The 19518-nt window shown below is 55.7% G+C and carries 16 protein-coding genes; 11 read left to right on the top strand and 5 right to left on the bottom strand.

Features of this window, described 5'->3' with window-relative positions:
- Positions 1 to 64: 64 nt before the first annotated feature.
- From glyQ to LT42_RS20315, 4 genes are read left to right on the top strand one after another with little or no spacing between them, the layout of a single operon-like run.
- Positions 65 to 1012 carry a glycine--tRNA ligase subunit alpha gene (glyQ, locus tag LT42_RS20330; protein WP_037016961.1) on the top strand — a complete coding sequence of 316 codons (948 nt, stop codon included), beginning with the start codon at positions 65 to 67 and terminating at the stop codon, positions 1010 to 1012.
- Complete coding sequence (gene glyS / locus LT42_RS20325) at positions 1009 to 3063, top strand: glycine--tRNA ligase subunit beta (RefSeq protein WP_037016959.1); 2055 nt, start codon at positions 1009 to 1011, stop codon at positions 3061 to 3063. The genes glyQ and glyS overlap by 4 nt, the downstream gene beginning before the upstream one ends.
- A gap of 11 nt (positions 3064 to 3074) precedes the next feature.
- Positions 3075 to 3632: a D-glycero-beta-D-manno-heptose 1,7-bisphosphate 7-phosphatase gene (gmhB, locus tag LT42_RS20320; protein ID WP_152597704.1), complete on the top strand. Its 558-nt coding sequence runs from the start codon at positions 3075 to 3077 to the stop codon at positions 3630 to 3632.
- 57 nt (positions 3633 to 3689) lie between these two features.
- Entirely contained in the window at positions 3690 to 4460 is a 771-nt protein-coding gene (locus tag LT42_RS20315) for a lysophospholipid acyltransferase family protein (RefSeq protein ID WP_037016956.1), read from the top strand.
- 182 nt (positions 4461 to 4642) lie between these two features.
- On the opposite strand, the gene LT42_RS20310 is transcribed toward LT42_RS20315, so the two are convergent.
- A complete protein-coding gene (locus tag LT42_RS20310; RefSeq protein ID WP_081955428.1) occupies positions 4643 to 5830 on the bottom strand; it encodes an MFS transporter in 1188 nt (395 codons plus the stop codon).
- A 338-nt stretch (positions 5831 to 6168) separates the two neighbouring features.
- Here LT42_RS20310 and LT42_RS20305 point away from each other — a divergent pair, with 338 nt between their 5' ends.
- Positions 6169 to 7284: an acyltransferase family protein gene (locus LT42_RS20305; protein WP_052075341.1), complete on the top strand. Its 1116-nt coding sequence runs from the start codon at positions 6169 to 6171 to the stop codon at positions 7282 to 7284.
- A 60-nt stretch (positions 7285 to 7344) separates the two neighbouring features.
- Positions 7345 to 8493: an acyltransferase family protein gene (locus tag LT42_RS20300; RefSeq protein WP_052075340.1), complete on the top strand. Its 1149-nt coding sequence runs from the start codon at positions 7345 to 7347 to the stop codon at positions 8491 to 8493.
- Between the two features lie 65 nt (positions 8494 to 8558).
- On the opposite strand, the gene gyrB is transcribed toward LT42_RS20300, so the two are convergent.
- Genes gyrB through dnaA form a run of 4 tightly spaced genes read right to left on the bottom strand, consistent with a single transcriptional unit; the run spans position 8559 to position 14772 of the window.
- A complete protein-coding gene (gyrB, locus tag LT42_RS20295) occupies positions 8559 to 10976 on the bottom strand; it encodes a DNA topoisomerase (ATP-hydrolyzing) subunit B (RefSeq protein WP_037016953.1) in 2418 nt (805 codons plus the stop codon).
- A gap of 4 nt (positions 10977 to 10980) precedes the next feature.
- On the bottom strand, positions 10981 to 12084 hold the full coding sequence (recF, locus tag LT42_RS20290) for a DNA replication/repair protein RecF (protein ID WP_037016950.1): 1104 nt from the start codon (positions 12082 to 12084) through the stop codon (positions 10981 to 10983).
- Between the two features lie 13 nt (positions 12085 to 12097).
- The gene (gene dnaN / locus LT42_RS20285; protein WP_037016947.1) at positions 12098 to 13201 is read right to left on the bottom strand and encodes a DNA polymerase III subunit beta; all 1104 of its coding nucleotides are present in this window, start codon (positions 13199 to 13201) and stop codon (positions 12098 to 12100) included.
- A 35-nt stretch (positions 13202 to 13236) separates the two neighbouring features.
- Positions 13237 to 14772, bottom strand: a complete 1536-nt coding sequence (dnaA, locus tag LT42_RS20280; RefSeq protein ID WP_037016945.1) for a chromosomal replication initiator protein DnaA — start codon at positions 14770 to 14772, stop codon at positions 13237 to 13239.
- Between the two features lie 584 nt (positions 14773 to 15356).
- On the opposite strand from dnaA, the gene rpmH reads away from it, so the two are divergent.
- The 5 genes from rpmH to mnmE all read left to right on the top strand — a co-directional run bounded on the left by rpmH (position 15357) and on the right by mnmE (position 19276).
- A complete protein-coding gene (rpmH, locus tag LT42_RS25435; RefSeq protein ID WP_002551315.1) occupies positions 15357 to 15491 on the top strand; it encodes a 50S ribosomal protein L34 in 135 nt (44 codons plus the stop codon).
- Between the two features lie 16 nt (positions 15492 to 15507).
- Positions 15508 to 15909 carry a ribonuclease P protein component gene (gene rnpA, locus LT42_RS20275; RefSeq protein WP_037017607.1) on the top strand — a complete coding sequence of 134 codons (402 nt, stop codon included), beginning with the start codon at positions 15508 to 15510 and terminating at the stop codon, positions 15907 to 15909.
- Positions 15902 to 16147 carry a membrane protein insertion efficiency factor YidD gene (yidD, locus tag LT42_RS25430; protein WP_074886126.1) on the top strand — a complete coding sequence of 82 codons (246 nt, stop codon included), beginning with the start codon at positions 15902 to 15904 and terminating at the stop codon, positions 16145 to 16147. Before rnpA ends, yidD begins: the two co-directional genes overlap by 8 nt.
- A 2-nt stretch (positions 16148 to 16149) precedes the next feature.
- Positions 16150 to 17829 carry a membrane protein insertase YidC gene (gene yidC, locus LT42_RS20270; protein WP_037016941.1) on the top strand — a complete coding sequence of 560 codons (1680 nt, stop codon included), beginning with the start codon at positions 16150 to 16152 and terminating at the stop codon, positions 17827 to 17829.
- A gap of 76 nt (positions 17830 to 17905) precedes the next feature.
- A complete protein-coding gene (mnmE, locus tag LT42_RS20265) occupies positions 17906 to 19276 on the top strand; it encodes a tRNA uridine-5-carboxymethylaminomethyl(34) synthesis GTPase MnmE (protein ID WP_037016939.1) in 1371 nt (456 codons plus the stop codon).
- The last annotated feature ends 242 nt before the right edge of the window (positions 19277 to 19518 follow it).

Here is a 19518-nt window from a genome sequence, read left to right as displayed (position 1 = left end):
GGCGCGGCCGAATCGGGTATACTCCCGCTCTTTAAATCGCAGCCCCCCAGTACAGGTGAATTTCGTGAGCCAGCCTACGCCAGCCGTGCGTACCTTCCAAGACTTGATCCTCGCCCTCCAGCAATACTGGGCTGAGCAAGGTTGTGTGGTACTTCAGCCCTACGATATGGAAGTGGGCGCCGGCACTTTCCACACCGCAACGTTTCTGCGCGCCATCGGCCCGGAAACCTGGAACGCCGCCTACGTACAACCGAGCCGTCGTCCTACCGATGGCCGTTATGGCGAGAACCCGAATCGCCTGCAGCACTATTACCAGTTTCAGGTCGTACTCAAGCCCAACCCGGACAACTTCCAGGAGCTGTACCTCGGCTCGCTGAAGCATGTCGGCCTGGATCCGCTGGTGCACGACGTTCGCTTTGTCGAAGATAACTGGGAATCACCCACCCTCGGCGCCTGGGGCCTGGGCTGGGAGATCTGGTTGAACGGCATGGAAGTGTCGCAATTCACTTATTTCCAGCAAGTTGGCGGCATCGAGTGCTATCCCGTAACGGGCGAGATTACTTATGGCCTTGAGCGTCTGGCGATGTACCTGCAGGGCGTTGAGTCAGTCTATGACCTGGTCTGGACCGACGGGCCATTCGGCAAAGTGACCTACGGCGATGTCTTCCATCAGAACGAAGTTGAGCAATCGACGTACAACTTCGAGCACGCCAATGTCGACAAGCTGTTTGAGCTGTTCGACTTCTACGAGAGCGAAGCCGTACGGCTGATTGAAGTCGAGCTGCCACTGCCGAGCTACGAGATGGTCCTCAAGGCCTCCCACACGTTTAACCTGCTGGATGCCCGTCGCGCGATTTCCGTGACTGCGCGTCAACAATACATTCTGCGCGTCCGTACCCTCGCTCGCTCCGTGGCCCAGGCGTACCTGACGGCCCGGGCCAAGTTGGGCTTCCCGATGGCTGCGCCTGATATCCGTGATGAAGTGTTGGCCAAGCTGGAGGCAGCGCAATGAGTGCTCAAGATTTTCTGGTCGAGCTGGGCACCGAAGAACTGCCACCCAAAGCACTGAATACTTTGGCCGATGCGTTCATGGCCGGTATCGAAAAGGGCCTGCAGGCTGCAGGTCTGACCTACAGCGCCAAACAGGTTTACGCAGCGCCACGTCGACTGGCCGTGCTGATTACCCAGCTCGCCACCGAGCAGCCTGACCGCAGCGTTAATCTGGACGGGCCACCCCGCCAGGCAGCGTTCGACGCAGAGGGCAATCCCACCCAGGCCGCATTGGGCTTCGCCAAGAAGTGCGGCGTCGATCTGAGCGAAATCGATCAAAGCGGTCCGAAGCTGCGTTACAGCCAGAGCATTCCGGGCAAACCAACGCTGAGCCTGTTGCCAACCATCGTCGAGGATTCTCTCAACGACTTGCCAATCCCCAAGCGCATGCGCTGGGGCGCGCGCAAGGAAGAGTTCGTACGGCCGACTCAATGGCTGGTGATGCTGTTTGGCGATCAGGTCGTTGACTGCACCATCCTCGCTCAGACCTCCGGCCGGGAATCGCGTGGCCATCGCTTCCATCATCCGGAAAGTGTGCGCATTACCTCGCCAGCCAACTACGCCAGCGATCTGCGCGCCGCTCACGTGCTTGCAGATTTCAACGAGCGTCGCCAGCTCATCAGCAAGCGTGTTGAAGAGCTCGCCGCTCAGCATGAGGGCACCGCCATTGTGCCGCCGGCATTGCTGGATGAGGTGACCGCGCTGGTCGAATGGCCAGTGCCGCTGGTGTGCTCGTTCGAGGAGCGCTTCCTAGAGGTGCCACAGGAAGCCCTTATCATCACGATGCAGGACAACCAGAAGTATTTCTGCCTGCTCAATGCCGAGGGCAAGCTGCTACCGCGTTTTATCACTGTCGCGAACATCGACAGCAAGGACGCATCGCAGATTGTCCTGGGTAATGAGAAGGTTGTGCGCCCGCGCCTGACCGACGCCGAGTTCTTCTTCAAGCAGGACAAGAAGCAGAAGCTTGAGACCTTCAATCAGCGCCTGCAGAACGTTGTCTTCCAGGCCCAGTTGGGCACGGTTTTCGACAAGGCTGAGCGGGTATCCAAGCTGGCTGCATTCATTGCCCCACGCATTGGTGGCGATGCTCAGCGCGCCGCACGTGCGGGTCTGCTGTCCAAGTGCGACCTGGCCACAGAAATGGTTGGCGAATTCCCGGAAATGCAGGGCGTGGCCGGCTACTACTATGCCTTGGCCGATGGTGAGCCCGAAGACGTCGCGTTGGCGTTGAATGAGCAATACATGCCACGTGGTGCTGGCGCTGAACTGCCAGGTACGCTGACTGGCGCAGCTGTGGCCATCGCCGACAAGCTCGACACCCTCGTCGGGATTTTCGGCATCGGCATGCTCCCGACCGGCAGCAAAGACCCATACGCATTGCGCCGCGCGGCGCTCGGCATCTTGCGCATTCTGATCGAGAAAAAGCTGGACCTGGACTTGGTCAAAACCGTGCAATTCGCGGTCGCTCAGTTCGGTGTGAAGATCAAACCGGCCGGCCTGCCGGAACAGGTTCTTGAATTCATCTTCGACCGCCTGCGCGCTCGCTATGAAGACGAGGGCGTCGACGTTTCGGTTTACCTTTCGGTTCGCGCCTTGCAGCCGGCTTCCGCCCTGGACTTCGATCAGCGCGTTCAGGCTGTGCAGGCTTTCCGCAAGCTGCCCGAGGCTGCAGCACTGGCCGCAGTCAACAAGCGTGTGTCGAACCTGCTCAGCAAAGCGGACGGCAATATCGCTCACACGGTAGAGCCGAAGTATTTCGATAACGCCAACGAGTTTTCGCTGTACTCGGCGATTCAGCAGGCAGATCAGGCCGTAGCGCCCATGTCCGCCAGCCGCCAGTACAACGAGGCGCTGACGCGTCTTGCCGCACTTCGCGAACCTGTCGATGCGTTTTTCGAAGCGGTAATGGTGAACGCAGAAGACGCCAGTGTGCGGGCCAATCGTTACGCCTTGCTCGCCCGTCTGCGCAATCTGTTCCTTGGCGTTGCCGACATCTCCTTGTTGAGCTGATTGCGAGGGATATGCCAGTGAAGTTGCTGATTCTCGATCGGGACGGGGTGATCAACCAGGACTCCGATGCCTACATCAAGTCGGTGGAGGAGTGGGTTCCGATTCCTGGTTCGGTCGAGGCCATCGCGCAACTGAGCAAGGCCGGCTGGACGGTGGCGGTGGCCACTAACCAGTCCGGCATTGCTCGCGGCTACTACGATCTCGCGACACTTGATGCCATGCATGCGCGCTTGCGTGAACTCGTGGCACAGAACGGAGGCGAGGTCGGACTGGTTGTCTATTGCCCCCACGGCCCGGACGCTGGCTGTGATTGCCGTAAGCCAAAACCTGGCATGCTCAAGACAATCGCCCGCCATTACGCCGTCGATTTAGCCGGCGTTTGGTTTGTGGGTGACAGTAAGGGTGACCTGGACGCGGCAGCTGCCGTCGATTCACAACCTGTATTGGTTATGACAGGCAAAGGTCAGAAGACGCGAAGCGGGCCATTACCCGCCGGCACGTTGATTTTTGAAGATCTGGCGGCGGTCGCCGCAGAACTTATTCACAACAGCGAACTGTTGGAAGGCTGAGGCCTGTCCAGCAGACCGCTTAATTCGGGCTATCGCCCCGTAACGGTATAAGCAGCTATGTCGATTGTGCAGGCCATCAGGATCTTCTTCTTTTACCTGCTGCTGGGCACCAGCGCCCTGCTGTGGTGTTCGCTCAGTTTCTTTATTGCGCCTTTCCTGCCATTTCGCGCTCGTTATCGCTTTATCAACGTCTACTGGTGCCGCTGTGCACTATGGCTGACGCGCGTGTTGCTCAACATCAAGGTCAACATCACCGGCCAGGAAAACATTCCCGAGACGCCATGCGTCATCGTCTCCAATCATCAAAGTACCTGGGAGACGTTTTTTCTATCGGCGCACTTTCAACCTTTGAGCCAGGTACTCAAGCGCGAGCTGCTGTACGTGCCTTTCTTTGGCTGGGCCATGGCGATGCTCCGTCCGATCGCAATCGATCGCAATAACCCCAAAGCGGCGCTCAAAGTCGTCGCAAAGAAAGGCGACGAATTACTTAAGGATCGCGTTTGGGTGCTCATCTTCCCTGAGGGCACGCGGGTACCTTACGGCCAGATTGGAAAGTTCTCACGCAGCGGTTCGGCACTGGCGGTTAATGCAGATCTCCCCGTCTTGCCCATCTCACACAATGCCGGCCGGTATTGGCCCAAAGAGGGCTGGGGGAAGAAGCCTGGGACTATTGAGGTCGTCATTGGCAAGCCGATGTATGCCGAGGGCACTGGCCCTCGCGCAATCGCTGCGCTGAACGATCGCGTTTCGGCCTGGAACGAGCAAACGCAGCGCGATTTGGGATCACCTGCGGTGCCTGCACCCCTACCGGAAAAATCCGCCGTCTGAATTTGTGGATAACCTGTGCACTAAATGTCGCAAAATCTCAGAAATACACTGCTAACTCATTAATTCTAATGCTTATTTCTCGCAGTGCTTACGGCGACAAAACCGTGCATAAGTTTTTCTTAGCCGTTGTCAATTGCTTGAAAAGGCCGGTCTTGAGCCTGCGCAGCCAAGACCGTAAGTGATCAAGCGGTCTTAGCCGACGCTGTACTGTAACGCGTGCATAGCGTCCCCATGCCGACTAACGCAATCCCGCCACACGCCGCTGCGACAAATCCCATGGCAGGTGAAACGCTGTCGATCGCAAAACCCACAATCGGCGCCGACAGCGTCTGGCCTATGCGGTAGGCCGAATCATGCAAGCCCATCACTTCTCCTCTGACGCTTGAAGGCGCCAGCTTTGCAACCGCTTCCGAACCTGCAGCCAGCGTCGGAGTGCACAGCAGGTTGGTCGGCAGCAGCGCGAGCAAAAGCCACCACCAGACGTCATCAAAAAAGACTACGGGTAGCAGCAACACGCTCATCGCCAGAGCGAGCTTCATTTGCGACCAAGACCTGTGGACAACTCCGTGGACATATCCGCCCACGATGGATGCAATGGACATGGCAGCGATGACATAACCGGTAAAGGCAAGTTGATCGCTGGCACGCAACACGGCAATGAGTGCCAACTCTGTGCCGTACAGCACGAATAAAGCACCCGCACTGACAAACATGACGGCTAATAAACGGCCGCTCATCCATGTGCGAAGTTTGGGTCGGACGCGATCTGGATTCGCCGCGACTTCATCCAGATTTCGGGTAGGCCAGTTCAATACATACAGTACGACGTAGGAGAGTGCGCGCCAAAGGCCTATGCCCGCCAGAGTGGCAGTCGCCGAATAGGTGGTGATCAACAGGATGCCGCTGGCGGGCCCGATCACGAATGAGAGTTCCATGAGCATCATGTTCAGCGAATACGCGGGACGGCGCTGATCTTCCGGGACCAGACTGGCCACGAACTGCCGCGCAAGCGATCCTGTCGGCACGGTAAAAAGACCGGCGATAAAAGCCAATAGGACATAGAGCCAATAGCTCACCATAGGGAGCAATATCCACGCGAGGGTCGACAGCGTCCCGCACACAGCCACCACCGGGCGTAAGCCATGACGGTCGATCATCCGGCCGAGCAGGGGAGAGCCCACCGCGAAACCCAAGGCAGTCGCCGTGCCCACCACGCCCGCATCAAAATAACTGCCGCCCATTTCGTTGAGCACATGCAAGCTCAACGTGAGCCCCATGATGGTCAGCGGGAGACCCGCGACGAACATGAATAACGTGGCAGGCAGCACTCGAGGGATTGCCAGAACTTTTTGGTATTTGCGAATCGACATGTGACTGAAGCTCCTTGGTCTTTCACTGTCCTGATGCTGCGGTTCAATCCACGGGTACTTCGGGTCATGTTGGCGTGGCTCGCTAACAGAAACTCAAAACACTGTCCCGCGTATCAAAAACTATCGTTCAGGATTCCGGGCCAAAATATTGGCTGACAGGGCGTGCAGGTTATCCACAGCACGATTAGGGAAGGCAATTAGACGCGCAAAATTCCCAGTGTATTGTTCATGCTCAACACCATTTACAACCCTCTCGATATCGCGCGTCCCCGACGGCGTAAGTGTCACAGCGGTGAATGGATCGAATCGGTACGACCCTGATCGCGCGCGGAGGCAGTATGAATACGTTGGGTGACTTGGCGTCCAGACGGGACAACAACTTTAACCTCATCAGGATAATCGCCGCAGCAGCGGTACTGATTTCTCATAGCTATCCTCTTGCGCTCGGCCATGATGCGGTCGAACCACTCTCTGACCTGATCGGCCTTTCCCTTGGTGAGGTGGCGGTAATCACGTTCTTTTGCGTCTCCGGCTTTTTTATCTCGCTTAGCCGCGATCGCGCAGGCGGCACGATCAACTTCTTCACCGCTCGATTTCTGCGCATCTATCCGGGACTGACATTCGTACTGCTGGTCAGTGTGTTTCTGATCGGACCTTTGTTTACGACACTGAGTACGCCGGAATATTTCCGTTCAGGTGAAACATACGGTTATCTCACCCACGACCTGACGCTATTCAACATGAAGTACCAGCTGCCTGGCGTGTTTGAGATGAACCCTTGGCCAGGTATAAATGGGTCACTCTGGACGCTTTTCTTTGAGGTCGCCTTTTACATTCTGGTCGGCGCGCTGGGTGCGTTCTCTGTCTGCAGCGAGCGACGCAGATTCTCCGGGTTTCTTGTTTTATACGCCGCGCTGTACATCACGTTCAAAGGGCTGAGATTGAACAGTGCGCTGTTCAACGACTTCTACGGCACCGAAGCTTTTTTCATGTGGAGCTTGCCATTTGTTCTGGGCATGTCCTTCTACCAATATCGTCAGCATATCCACCATCGTTTATTGGGCCTCCTGCCTTTCGCTGTTTTGGCGGCCTGCACATGGCGCACCCCGTTTTTCTTCGAGTGCGGGGTGCTGGCGTGGACATATCTGATTTTGTACTTGGGGTTCGCTTACCAGCCTGTGATCGCCCGTTACAGACACCTGGGTGATTACTCCTACGGTGTTTATATCTATGCCTTTCCGGTCCAGGAAATCCTGGCCCACCTTTTCAAAGGCATTGGCCCTGTCAGCATGATGCTGCTCGGTTTCCCGGTTGTATTACTGGCAGCCGTATTCTCTTGGCACTTTATCGAGAAGCCCGCCATGGCAAGGCGCGGCAGCGTTGCCGACTTTATCAGCAGTCGTCTGGACAGTATCAAACGGCCTAGGGCCACAGTTGGGAAAGGTAAAGCATGATCGCCCGAGCCCGAAGTTCGGGCTAAACGCGTTTGGCATGTATTCAACAGGGAGTTCGCGATGAAAAGATTTCAAGTGCTGGACGGGTTCAGGGGCATCTGCGCACTAAGCGTTGCGGTCTATCACGTCCACGTTCCACAGAGCTTCGGCGAATGGGCATTCTTCAGAAACGCGCATTATCTGGTGAGCTTTTTCTTCGTCCTGAGTGGCTTCGTCATGGCCCATACCTACCGCCAGAGGCTTGGCACGAAAGGTCAGTTCAGGCAGTTCTTCATCACTCGCACCTTCCGACTCTATCCATTGCACGTCTTTGTGCTCCTGTTCGCCATCGCACTGGAGATCGTGAAGCTGAGCGCAGAGCGTGCCGGTATAGCCTTCAGTCAGCCGAGTTTCACCGGGCAGCGCGCGCCCCAAGAAATCATCCCCAACCTGCTGCTCCTCCAATCCTGGTGGCCAGGATTCAATCCTCAGTCGTTCAACTTTCCGGCGTGGAGCATCAGTGTCGAGTACTACATTTACATGATTTTTGCGGGGATACTTCTGTGTACCCCCCGGTTCGCCACGCTGATATTCCTGATCGTTTCAGCGATGGCTGCCGCGTGTTTGTCGCTGGGACTTGCTGACTTGATGGAGCCGGCATTACAGGGGCTGTCTTGTTTCTTCGCAGGGGTTATGACCTATAAGCTTTATACAGTTATCCACAAGAAGGCCCTCTCGCGGTGGCTGCTCACCTTCCTGGAGGTGAGCGGTATTTGCATGACGTTGAGCTTGCTGATAAGCGAGAGCGGTCACAAGCAGCTTATTTTGATGGTGGTCTTCTGCGCGCTGATATTGGTCTTCTCTTTCGAGGGAGGGGTTGTCTCGACCTTGCTTAAAGCTCAACCATTTGAACGGCTGGGCGCGCTGTCCTACTCGATCTACATGGTCCATGCGATGGTTTTATTCGCTGTCACCCTAGGGTTGCTTATGGTGGGGAAGGTCACTGGTTACACCGTCGTCACATACACTGCCGCAGCCCCTGGTCCGATGCTTTCCTTCCAGAACGCAGTAGCTGACAACCTCCTGCTCATCGGTCTACTAATCATAATTGTGCGTATATCCGCGGTCAGCCATCAATGCATCGAGCTCCGCGGTATTGAGTGGGGCAGACGGTTGAGCAGGAGAGGGCTGATTACATCGCCAACCAGTCAGATCAAAACGGTAAGCTGAACATCTCAAACAAAACAGCCCCAACGATTCGCATCGTTGGGGCTGTTTTTATTTACGGGTGAACCTTAGAAATCGAGGTTCGACACTGCCAGTGCGTTAGCTTCGATGAAGTCGCGGCGCGGCTCTACTGCATCACCCATCAGGGTGTTGAAGATCTGGTCAGCGCCGATAGCGTCTTCGATCGTGACTTTGAGCATGCGTCGCACGCTTGGGTCCATTGTGGTTTCCCACAACTGATCGGGGTTCATCTCACCAAGACCTTTATAGCGCTGAATCGTGTGACGTTTGGTGCTTTCCGCCATCAACCAAGCCAGCGCTTCCTTGAACTCCGTGACCGATTTCTTGCGTTCGCCGCGTTGTACGTAGGCGCCTTCTTCGAGCAAGGTACTGATCTGAGCGCCCAGTGCGGTGACCGTTTTGTAGTCATTGCTGCCGAAAAAGTCGCGGTTGAAGGTTACGTAATTAGACAAACCATGGGAGATCAGCTCGACCTCAGGCAGCCACACGTTACGCTCGCGGTCTTCCCGCAAACTGGCCTTGTAGACCAAACCGGACTTTTCACCGACGCGCAGGCGTTCATCAAATTTTGCCAGCCACTCTTGCATGGCCGCATGGTCCGACAGCTGCTCCATTGGTACAGCCGGCAGATACACAAAGTGCTCGGTCAGCTCCTGCGGGTAAAGACGGGACAGACGTTTGAGGGTCTTCATGACCATACGGAAGTCGTGTACCAGTTTCTCCAACGCTGCGCCGGAAATACCAGGCGCCGATTCGCTCAAGTGCAGGCTGGCATCTTCAAGTGCGGACTGGGTCATGTACTCTTCCATGGCCTCGTCGTCCTTGATGTACTGCTCTTGCTTACCTTTCTTGACCTTGTACAACGGTGGCTGAGCGATATAGATGTAGCCACGCTCCACCAGCTCGGGGAGCTGACGGAAGAAGAATGTCAGAAGCAACGTACGGATGTGCGAACCGTCAACGTCCGCATCGGTCATGATGATGATGTTGTGGTAGCGCAGCTTGGCGATGTTGTACTCGTCGCGGCCGATACCGCAGCCCAGCGCGGTGATCAATGTTCCCACTTCTTGGGAAGAGATCATTTTGTCGAAACGCGCCTTCTCTACGTTCAGGATCTTGCCCTTGAGCGGGAGGATGGCCTGAGTTTTACGGTTACGTCCCTGCTTGGCGGAGCCGCCAGCAGAGTCACCTTCCACCAAGTACAGCTCGGAAAGGGCAGGGTCTTTTTCTTGGCAGTCAGCCAGTTTGCCAGGCAGGCCTGCAATATCGAGCGCACCCTTACGACGGGTCATCTCACGCGCTTTTCGTGCAGCTTCCCGAGCACGCGCCGCATCGATCATCTTGCCGACGACGGCTTTCGCTTCATTCGGGTTCTCAAGCAGGAAGTCAGAGAAGTACTTGCCCATCTCCTGCTCAACCGCTGTCTTCACCTCTGACGAAACCAGTTTGTCTTTTGTCTGCGAGCTGAACTTCGGATCAGGGACTTTAACGGAGATAATCGCGGTGAGGCCTTCGCGTGCATCGTCACCTGTGGTGGCGACTTTGTGCTTCTTCGCCAGACCTTCCTGCTCAATGTAGTTATTCAGGTTACGGGTCAGGGCTGAGCGGAAGCCAACAAGATGGGTGCCACCGTCACGCTGCGGAATGTTGTTCGTGAAGCACAACAGGTTCTCGTTGAAGCTGTCATTCCACTGCAGCGCAATCTCAACGCCGATGCCATCTTCACGCTGGATGTTGAAGTGGAAGACCTGGTTCACGGGTGTCTTGTTGGTATTCAAGTATTCGACGAACGCCCGCAGTCCACCTTCGTACTTGAACAACTCCTCCTTGCCGCTGCGCTCGTCCTTGAGAACGATACCCACGCCGGAGTTCAGGAAAGAGAGTTCACGGATCCGCTTCGCCAGGATGTCCCAACTGAAGTGGATATTTTTGAAAGTCTCAGATGATGGCTTGAAATGAATCTCGGTACCTGTGGTTTCACTCTCGCCAACGATTTGCATCGGCTCTTGTGGCACGCCGTGGACATACGTCTGCTCCCAGACCTTTCCACTGCGGCGAACAGTCAGGTTTAAAACCTCGGACAATGCGTTAACAACTGAAACGCCCACACCATGCAGACCGCCGGATACCTTGTACGAGTTATCGTCAAACTTACCGCCAGCGTGCAATACGGTCATGATGACCTCGGCTGCGGAGACGCCTTCTTCTTTATGGACATCGACAGGGATGCCACGTCCATTGTCGCGAACAGTGATCGATTCATCCGGGTGAATGATGATGCTGATGTCGTCGCAGTGACCTGCCAACGCCTCGTCGATCGAGTTGTCCACTACCTCAAACACCATGTGATGAAGGCCGCTGCCGTCATCTGTGTCGCCGATATACATACCAGGACGTTTCCGTACGGCATCGAGCCCTTTCAGCACTTTGATGCTGGTCGAGTCGTACGTTTGATTTTCGCTCATGCCTTCACTCCCGGTGGTCGTGGGTCTGGGTGATATTGCCATGTTCCACGTGGAACACAGCAACTGGCGTTTCCGCCAGCCAGCCTTCCCGCAACAATTCATGATCTACGCAGGTTATGAATACCTGGCAGCGTAATTCTTCCAGCAGCCGACAAAGCGCGCCGCGGTGATTCTCATCGAGCTCCGATGGAAGGTCGTCGACGAGATAAATACATTGGCCACGACGGGCCGTGCTTACTAAATGTCCCTGAGCAATCCGCAGGGCGCAGACCACCAGCTTCTGCTGCCCACGAGAAAGGATGTCCGCCGCATTATGCCCGCCGAGCCGCAGACGTAAATCTGCACGTTGGGGCCCTGCTTGCGTATGACCCATCTGCTGATCGCGATAGAGCGAGGATGCGAGTACGTCGCTCAGGTTCTTTTCTTTGTCCCATCCTCGATAGTAACTAAGTGTCAGCCCATCGATCTGAACAAGCTCACGCAGGGTTTGCTCAAATACGGGCTTCAATGCCTTGATATAAGCGCGCCGATACTCGTCGATTTCATCACTAGCCAGGCACAACTCACGGTCCCAGGCGGCCTGCGAAGCGGCGTCAAGTGTACCATGGCGAAGCCACGAGTTCCGCTGCCTCAGGGCCTTCTGGAGCCGTTGCCAAGTCGCCATAAATCGAGGTTCCACGTGGAACACTCCCCAGTCCAGAAACTGGCGGCGGATCTTGGGAGCACCTTCTAAAAGCCTAAAGCTATCCGGATTGATTAGCTGCAGCGGCAACGTCTCAGCGAGCTGCGCCGCGCTCTTCGCATTTTGGCCATCGATGCGAATTTGAAAATCACCCTGACGCTCCCGGGATACGCCGAGGCTGCTATGCCCACCTTCGGCGAGTTCGACCTGTCCAAATACCGTACAGGCAGGCTGCTCATATTGGATGACCGGTTGCAACCGAGCACTGCGGAATGACCGCGCCAGGCCGAGGAGATAGATGGCTTCAAGAACACTGGTTTTACCACTGCCGTTGGCGCCATAAAGGATGTTGATGCGAGGGGAGGGAGAGAACGTCACCGGGTGCAGATTGCGCACCCCGGTGACCGAGACGCGGCTAAGAGACATTGATCAACTGCTGTTACAGACGCATCGGCATGACGACATAAGCCGAGTCGTCATTACCAGATTCCTGCACCAATGCGCTGCTGTTGGAATCCGAGAGGATCAGACGAACTTGTTCGGTCGTCATGACACCCAATACATCAAGCAAGTAGCTTACGTTGAAACCTATCTCCAGCGAGCTGCCGTTGTAATCAACGCTGATCTCTTCTTCAGCTTCCTCCTGCTCCGGGTTATTCGCCTGAATTTTCAACTGACCGTTAGCCAACTGAAGACGAATACCCCGGTATTTTTCATTGGAGAGAATCGCGGTACGGCTAAACGCTTCTCGCAATGCTTGACGATCACCCACCACCAGCTTGTCCCCACCTTTAGGCAGCACTCGCTCGTAGTCCGGGAATTTACCGTCGACCAGTTTGGAAGTGAACGTGAACTCGCCTGTTGTCGCCCGGATGTGATGCTGGCCGAGCACGATGCTGACCAAGCCATCCTGCTCTGTTAGCAGGCGTGCAAGCTCCAGGATGCCCTTACGAGGAACGATGACTTGATGGCGGTCAGCCTGCTCAATGTCCGCTGCCATGGAGCACATGGCTAGCCGGTGGCCATCTGTTGCCACAGCTCGCAGAATGCCTGACTGGACCTCGATCAACATACCGTTGAGATAGTAACGAACGTCTTGCTGAGCCATCGCAAAGCTGGTGCGTTCAATCAGACGGCGCAGCTTGCTTTGAATAAGGCTGAAAGTGAGAGAGCCCGGGCCTTCTTCAACAGTCGGGAAATCGTTCGCAGGCAGCGTTGACAGTGTGAAGCGGCTGCGGCCAGCCTTCACGATCAGTTTTTGTTCATCTAGCTTGATGTCGATAAGAGCGTCGTTTGGAAGGCTCTTGCAGATGTCCATCAGCTTTCTGGCGGGCACCGTGATCTCACCTGGCTCTGCAGGCTCCTCCAGCTGGACGCGACCAACCAGCTCAACTTCCAGGTCGGTGCCCGTCAGTGACAACTGCTGGCCTTCTACAACCAAGAGTACGTTCGACAGAACCGGCAAGGTCTGACGGCGTTCGACAACGCCGGCGACCAGTTGCAGGGGTTTCAACAGGGCTTCGCGTTGAATGGTGAAATGCATGGTCTAGTCCCTTGCCTTGATAAGCTGCGACGGCATCACGTTGTTAACGTACGCAGCAAGTTCTTGTAGTCCTCGCGGATGTCCGCATCGGATTCTTTCAATTCGTTAATCTTGCGGCACGCATGTAACACCGTGGTGTGATCTCGGCCGCCAAACACATCACCGATTTCCGGAAGGCTGTGGTTGGTCAGTTCCTTGGACAATGCCATCGCCACCTGGCGCGGTCGCGCGACGGACCTCGAACGACGCTTGGACAGCAGGTCGGAGATTTTGATTTTGTAATATTCGGCAACGGTACGCTGGATGTTATCCACACTTACCAGCTTGTCTTGTAGGGCGAGCAAGTCCTTCAACGATTCGCGGATCAATTCAATGGTGATGTCGCGGCCCATGAAGTGCGAATGGGCGATGACGCGCTTCAGCGCACCCTCAAGCTCACGCACGTTGGAACGGATACGCTGGGCAATAAAGAACGCAGCGTCGTGAGGCAGATCGACTTTCGCCTGATCCGCCTTCTTCATCAAAATAGCGACCCGTGTTTCCAGCTCTGGAGGCTCAACGGCTACCGTCAGCCCCCAACCGAAACGTGACTTCAGACGCTCTTCAAGCCCTTCGATCTCTTTAGGGTAACGGTCACTGGTGAGAATAACCTGCTGACCACCCTCAAGAAGGGCGTTGAAGGTGTGGAAAAACTCCTCCTGAGAGCGCTCCTTGCGCGCAAAGAACTGAATGTCATCGATCAGGAGCGCGTCAACGGAGCGATAGAAGCGCTTGAACTCATTAATGGCGTTGAGTTGGAGCGCCTTGACCATATCCGCCACAAACCGCTCGGAGTGCAGATAAACGACCTTGGCGTTCGGGTTTTTCTTGAGCAGATGGTTACCCACAGCATGCATCAGGTGAGTTTTACCCAGGCCCACACCGCCATAAAGAAAGAGGGGGTTATAGCCATGCTTGGGATTATCCGCTACCTGCCAGGCGGCCGCTCGTGCCAGCTGGTTGGACTTGCCTTCGACAAAGTTTTCGAACGTGAAGGTCCTGTTGAGATAGCTGGTGTGCTTGAGCGCGCCCTCAACCTGAACGTTACGCTGCTCGGCGCGGGCTGGAGCTTGCTGGGAACTGGCACCCGCCATCGGATCGAAGCTAGCCCGAGAGGGTTCGTCTTCAACATTCAACGAGGTTTGGATCATAGGAGCAGAAGTTGAAACGACCTGCGGTGCGCGCGGGGGAACGGGCGCTTCGCTGGTGGCCGCTATCTCGGCAGCTTGAGACGCGGCGGCAGCCGCAGCCAGCGGTGCATTCGGCGCGGCACGTGGGGCCGAGCTACGTTTGCTTCCTATTAATAAGGACAGGGATGGCGCGATTCCTTGACCGTGCTCGCTGAGTAACTCGAGCAGCCGACCCAAGTACTTCTCATTGACCCAGTCCAGTACAAATCGATTGGGCGCATACACGCGCAGTTCATCGCCTTCGGCTTCAACCTGCAACGGACGGATCCAGGTGTTGAATTGCTGGGCAGGCAGCTCATCGCGCAAAAGCTCAACGCATTGCTGCCAAAGTTCCACTGACACAAATATCCCCTAGATTCTGAAGCCGGTGAGGCAAAAACAAGCCGCCATTGTAACCACCCGAAGCTGACTTATCCACATGAAGGTGGGGCACTAATGCATGAAATCCGGGTGTAGGTGCTTAAAACGACGCCTCTCCGTGGATAGATAAGCTCTGTGGATAACATGACGTCAGCCCATTGCATAACACAGGGTTGAAGGCTGTGGATAAGCCCCCTGTGGATAACCTGCGGAGTTGCACACAGCTTGTAATCAGCCGCCGCACAGCCGGGGCACTGCTTTTGGACAGGCTTTCATCCCTCTGTACACAACGAAATACTTGGCCCTCAGAGCTTTATCCACAGATCCTATCGCCCTAAGCTTTTATAAGCTTTACAAAAAAGCTTTAAATACCTTCCTTCTTTATTTCTATATTTGGGTTCGAAGCATGCACCGGCTGATCGGTCGCTGTCGATGAATGCACAGCAGGAACTAAATGCAAGAAACGTTGGTTGGAAATTGACCTGCGAGCCCGCTTTCTCTAGAATCCCCGGTCTCTTAAAACGGGGGCCATTCCGGCCCGTTGTGGACGAACCAGGTAACACGCCATGAAACGTACTTTCCAACCCAGCACTATCAAGCGCGCTCGCACCCACGGTTTCCGTGCTCGTATGGCCACCAAAAACGGTCGCGCAGTCCTGTCGCGTCGTCGCGCCAAAGGCCGTAAGCGTCTGGCAGTTTGATTAATCGGCACAGGTGGTGAGTCAGGACTTCAGTCGGGAAAAGCGTTTGCTGACCCCCCGGCATTTCAAGGCAGTCTTTGACTCCCCCACCGGCAAGGTTCCGGGGAAAAATCTCCTGCTCCTTGTGCGCAACAACGATCTTGATCATCCCCGTCTCGGGCTGGTGATCGGGAAGAAGAGTGTGAAGCTCTCCGTTGAGCGCAACCGCTTGAAACGCCTGATGCGTGAGTCGTTTCGCCTTCACCAGGACACCCTGGTCGGATGGGATATCGTCGTCGTCGCGCGCAAAGGCTTGGGTGACATTGAAAACCCCGAATTGATTCAGCATTTCGGCAAGCTCTGGAAACGTCTGGCGCGCAGCCGGCCCGATCCCGAACTTAAAACCGAAACTGCGGGGGTAGACAGTCCTGATGCGTAAACTGGCGCTCGTTCCGATCCAGTTTTACCGCTATGCCATCAGTCCCCTGATGGCCAGTCACTGTCGTTTCTACCCCAGTTGCTCCTGCTACGCGTACGAGGCCATTGAAAATTATGGTCTGGTGCGTGGTGGCTGGCTGACCTTACGTCGCTTAGGTCGGTGTCATCCGTGGAATCCCGGTGGTTATGACCCGGTTCCACCTGCTCCCACCTCCCGTTCCTCTTCGATGGCCGAGTAATCATGGATATTAAACGCACGATCCTGATCGTCGCCCTGGCAATCGTGACCTATGTCGGTGTCCTGAAATGGAACCAGGACTACGGTCAGGCTGCCTTGCCGACTCAGAATGTTGCTGCCACCACCAATACATCCGCTATTCCTGATGCTCCGCAAGGTTCAGCGACTGCCAATGCAGACGTCCCTAGCGCTACAGGCGAAGTCGCTGCGCCCGCGGAAATCCCCGTGGCCACCAGCAAAGATCTGATCCAGGTGAAGACTGACGTCCTCAATCTGGAAATTGATCCGGTAGGCGGCGATGTGGTGCAGCTTCGTTTGCCGCTGTATCCACGCCGTCAGGACCATCCCGAAATTCCTTTCCAGCTGTTCGATAACGGCGGCGAGCGGATTTTCCTTGCTCAGAGCGGTCTGACTGGCGCAAACGGTCCCGACGCTCGAGCCTCTGGTCGTCCGGTTTATTCGGCTACGCAGAAAAGTTTCCAGCTGGCCGACGGCCAGAATGATCTGGTCGTCGACCTGAAGTTCAGCGATGGTGGCGTTAATTACATCAAGCGCTTTACGTTCAAACGTGGCCTGTATGACCTGACCGTTTCCTACGTGATTGACAACCAGAGCGCGCAGCAGTGGAACGGTAGCCTGTTCGCACAGTTGAAACGCGATGCGAGCGCCGATCCATCCTCGACTACGGCGACAGGGACAGCCACCTACCTGGGCGCTGCCATGTGGACGCCTTCGGAACCCTACAAAAAGGTTTCCATGAAGGACATCGACAAAGGATCGGTGAAAGACACTGTTCAGGGCGGGTGGGTTGCCTGGTTGCAACATTACTTCGTGACCGCCTGGATTCCGAACAAGGCTGACAGCAACACCGTTACCACTCGTAAAGACAGCGCTGGCAATTACATCATCGGTTTCACTGGGCCGGCATTGACTGTCGCACCTGGCGCCAAAGCTGAAACGACCGCTACGCTTTACGCCGGCCCGAAGAGTCAGGCAGTCCTGAAGGAGTTATCCCCAGGTCTGGAACTGACAGTGGATTACGGCATTCTGTGGTTCATTGCCCAACCCATTTTCTGGCTGTTGCAACATATTCACAGCCTTGTGGGTAACTGGGGTTGGTCGATCATTTTCCTGACGATGCTGATCAAAGGGCTTTTCTTCCCGCTGTCGGCCGCCAGTTATAAATCCATGGCCAGGATGCGTGCAGTTGCGCCTCGACTCGCCGCGTTGAAAGAACAGCATGGCGATGATCGTCAGAAGCTGTCTCAATCAATGATGGAGCTGTACAAGAAAGAAAAGATCAACCCGCTGGGTGGGTGCTTGCCGATTCTGGTGCAGATGCCGGTGTTCCTTTCCCTGTACTGGGTACTGCTGGAAAGCGTCGAGATGCGCCAGGCGCCTTGGCTCCTGTGGATAACCGACCTGTCGATCAAAGACCCGTTCTTTATCCTGCCAATCATCATGGGCGCCACCATGTTCATCCAGCAGCGTCTGAACCCGACTCCTCCGGATCCGATGCAGGCGAAGGTCATGAAGTTGATGCCAATCATCTTTACGTTCTTCTTCCTGTGGTTCCCTGCCGGTCTGGTGCTGTACTGGGTTGTGAACAACACCTTGTCCATTACTCAACAGTGGTACATCACCCGCAGCATCGAAGCGAAAGCCAAGAAAGCTGAAGCCTGATCTACCCTGTTAACAAGTTCTTCAAACGCCCCCTCGTGGGGCGTTTTGCTATCCGTCAGTTCTTCAGGAGTCGGCCATGAATGTCCTTTTTGAAACCATTGCGGCCATCGCGACGGCTCCCGGCCGAGGAGGTGTCGGTATCATTCGAGTTTCCGGCCCCCACGCTGGCAAATGTGCCGAGGCAATTCTCGGCAAACTGCCTCAACCTCGTTATGCGCATTACGGCGCTTTCAAAGGGGTAAATGGCGCGGTAATCGACGTAGGCATTGGTCTCTACTTTTCTGGTCCTCATTCGTTTACCGGTGAGGATGTGCTCGAACTTCAGGGGCATGGCGGGCCTGTTGTTCTGGACATGTTGCTTGAGCGTTGCGTGCAGCTGGGATGCCGCCTGGCGCGCCCGGGCGAGTTCAGCGAACGCGCGTTTCTTAATGACAAACTTGACCTGGCCCAGGCAGAGGCAATAGCCGACCTCATTGAGGCGAGCTCTGCACAAGCGGCGCGCAACGCGCTGAGATCACTGCAGGGTGCTTTTTCCCAGCGAGTCCATGAGCTCACGGAAAAGCTGATCAGCCTGAGAATTTATGTCGAAGCGGCGATTGATTTTCCTGAAGAGGAAATCGACTTCCTCGCAGACGGCCATGTGCTGACAATGCTGGATAGCGTGAGGGCGCAGTTATCCACAGTATGGCGGGAAGCTAACCAGGGTGCCCTCCTCAGAGACGGCATGAATGTGGTCATTGCCGGCAGGCCTAACGCCGGTAAGTCGAGCCTGCTGAACGCCCTTGCCGGTAAAGAGGCGGCGATCGTGACGGAAATCGCAGGTACCACCCGGGATGTCCTGCGCGAACATATCCACATTGATGGTATGCCGCTCCATGTGGTCGATACTGCGGGACTGCGTAATACAGACGATCAAGTCGAAAAAATTGGTGTCCAGCGTGCGCTCCAGGCAATAGGCCAGGCTGACAGAATTTTGCTGGTGGTGGATGCAACGGCGCCGGAAGCGGACGATCCGTTTGCACTCTGGCCCGAGTTTCTCGACCTGCGACCTGACCCCGCCAACGTTACCCTGATTCGCAACAAGGTCGACCTGAGCGATGAAGCTGTGCAGCTGTCCACCAGCGTCGATGGGCATGTGACGATCAGCCTTAGTGCCAAAGCCGGTGGTGAAGGCGTTGAGCTTCTGCGCGAGCATCTGAAGGCCTGCATGGGATATCAGCAAGCGGCTGAAGGAAGCTTCAGCGCAAGGCGGCGCCACCTCGAGGCGCTGCACGAAGCAAGCGCCTCCCTCGAGCATGGTCGCTCTCAGCTGACCTTGGCGGGGGCTGGGGAGTTGCTTGCCGAAGATCTGCGCCAGGCGCAGCAGTCTTTAGGCGAAATCACGGGTTCGTTCACCTCAGACGATTTATTGGGACGGATATTTTCCAGCTTCTGCATAGGCAAGTAACGCATCGCTCTCCTAAAGGCAGGCTAATCAGGTTGGTCTGCCCCTCCCCAATCTACTTTTTTCGACTGTCCTGTCAGCTCATGGCGCAATGGGTGTGGCTGAACTCGCGCCAAATTTGGCCTCAGCACGATTTCACGTTGATATGAGCCCTGTGCATAAGCGGGCCTAAGGTCAGTTGATAAACGGGCGTTCAGCATGAGGATAAACACGCCTGTGGACAAGTAGGCTTTTAATCCACAGGC

It is taken from the genome of Pseudomonas lutea (assembly GCF_000759445.1).
Classification (GTDB): Bacteria; Pseudomonadota; Gammaproteobacteria; order Pseudomonadales; family Pseudomonadaceae; genus Aquipseudomonas; species Aquipseudomonas lutea.
This window is presented reverse-complemented; position numbering and strand designations above follow the sequence as displayed.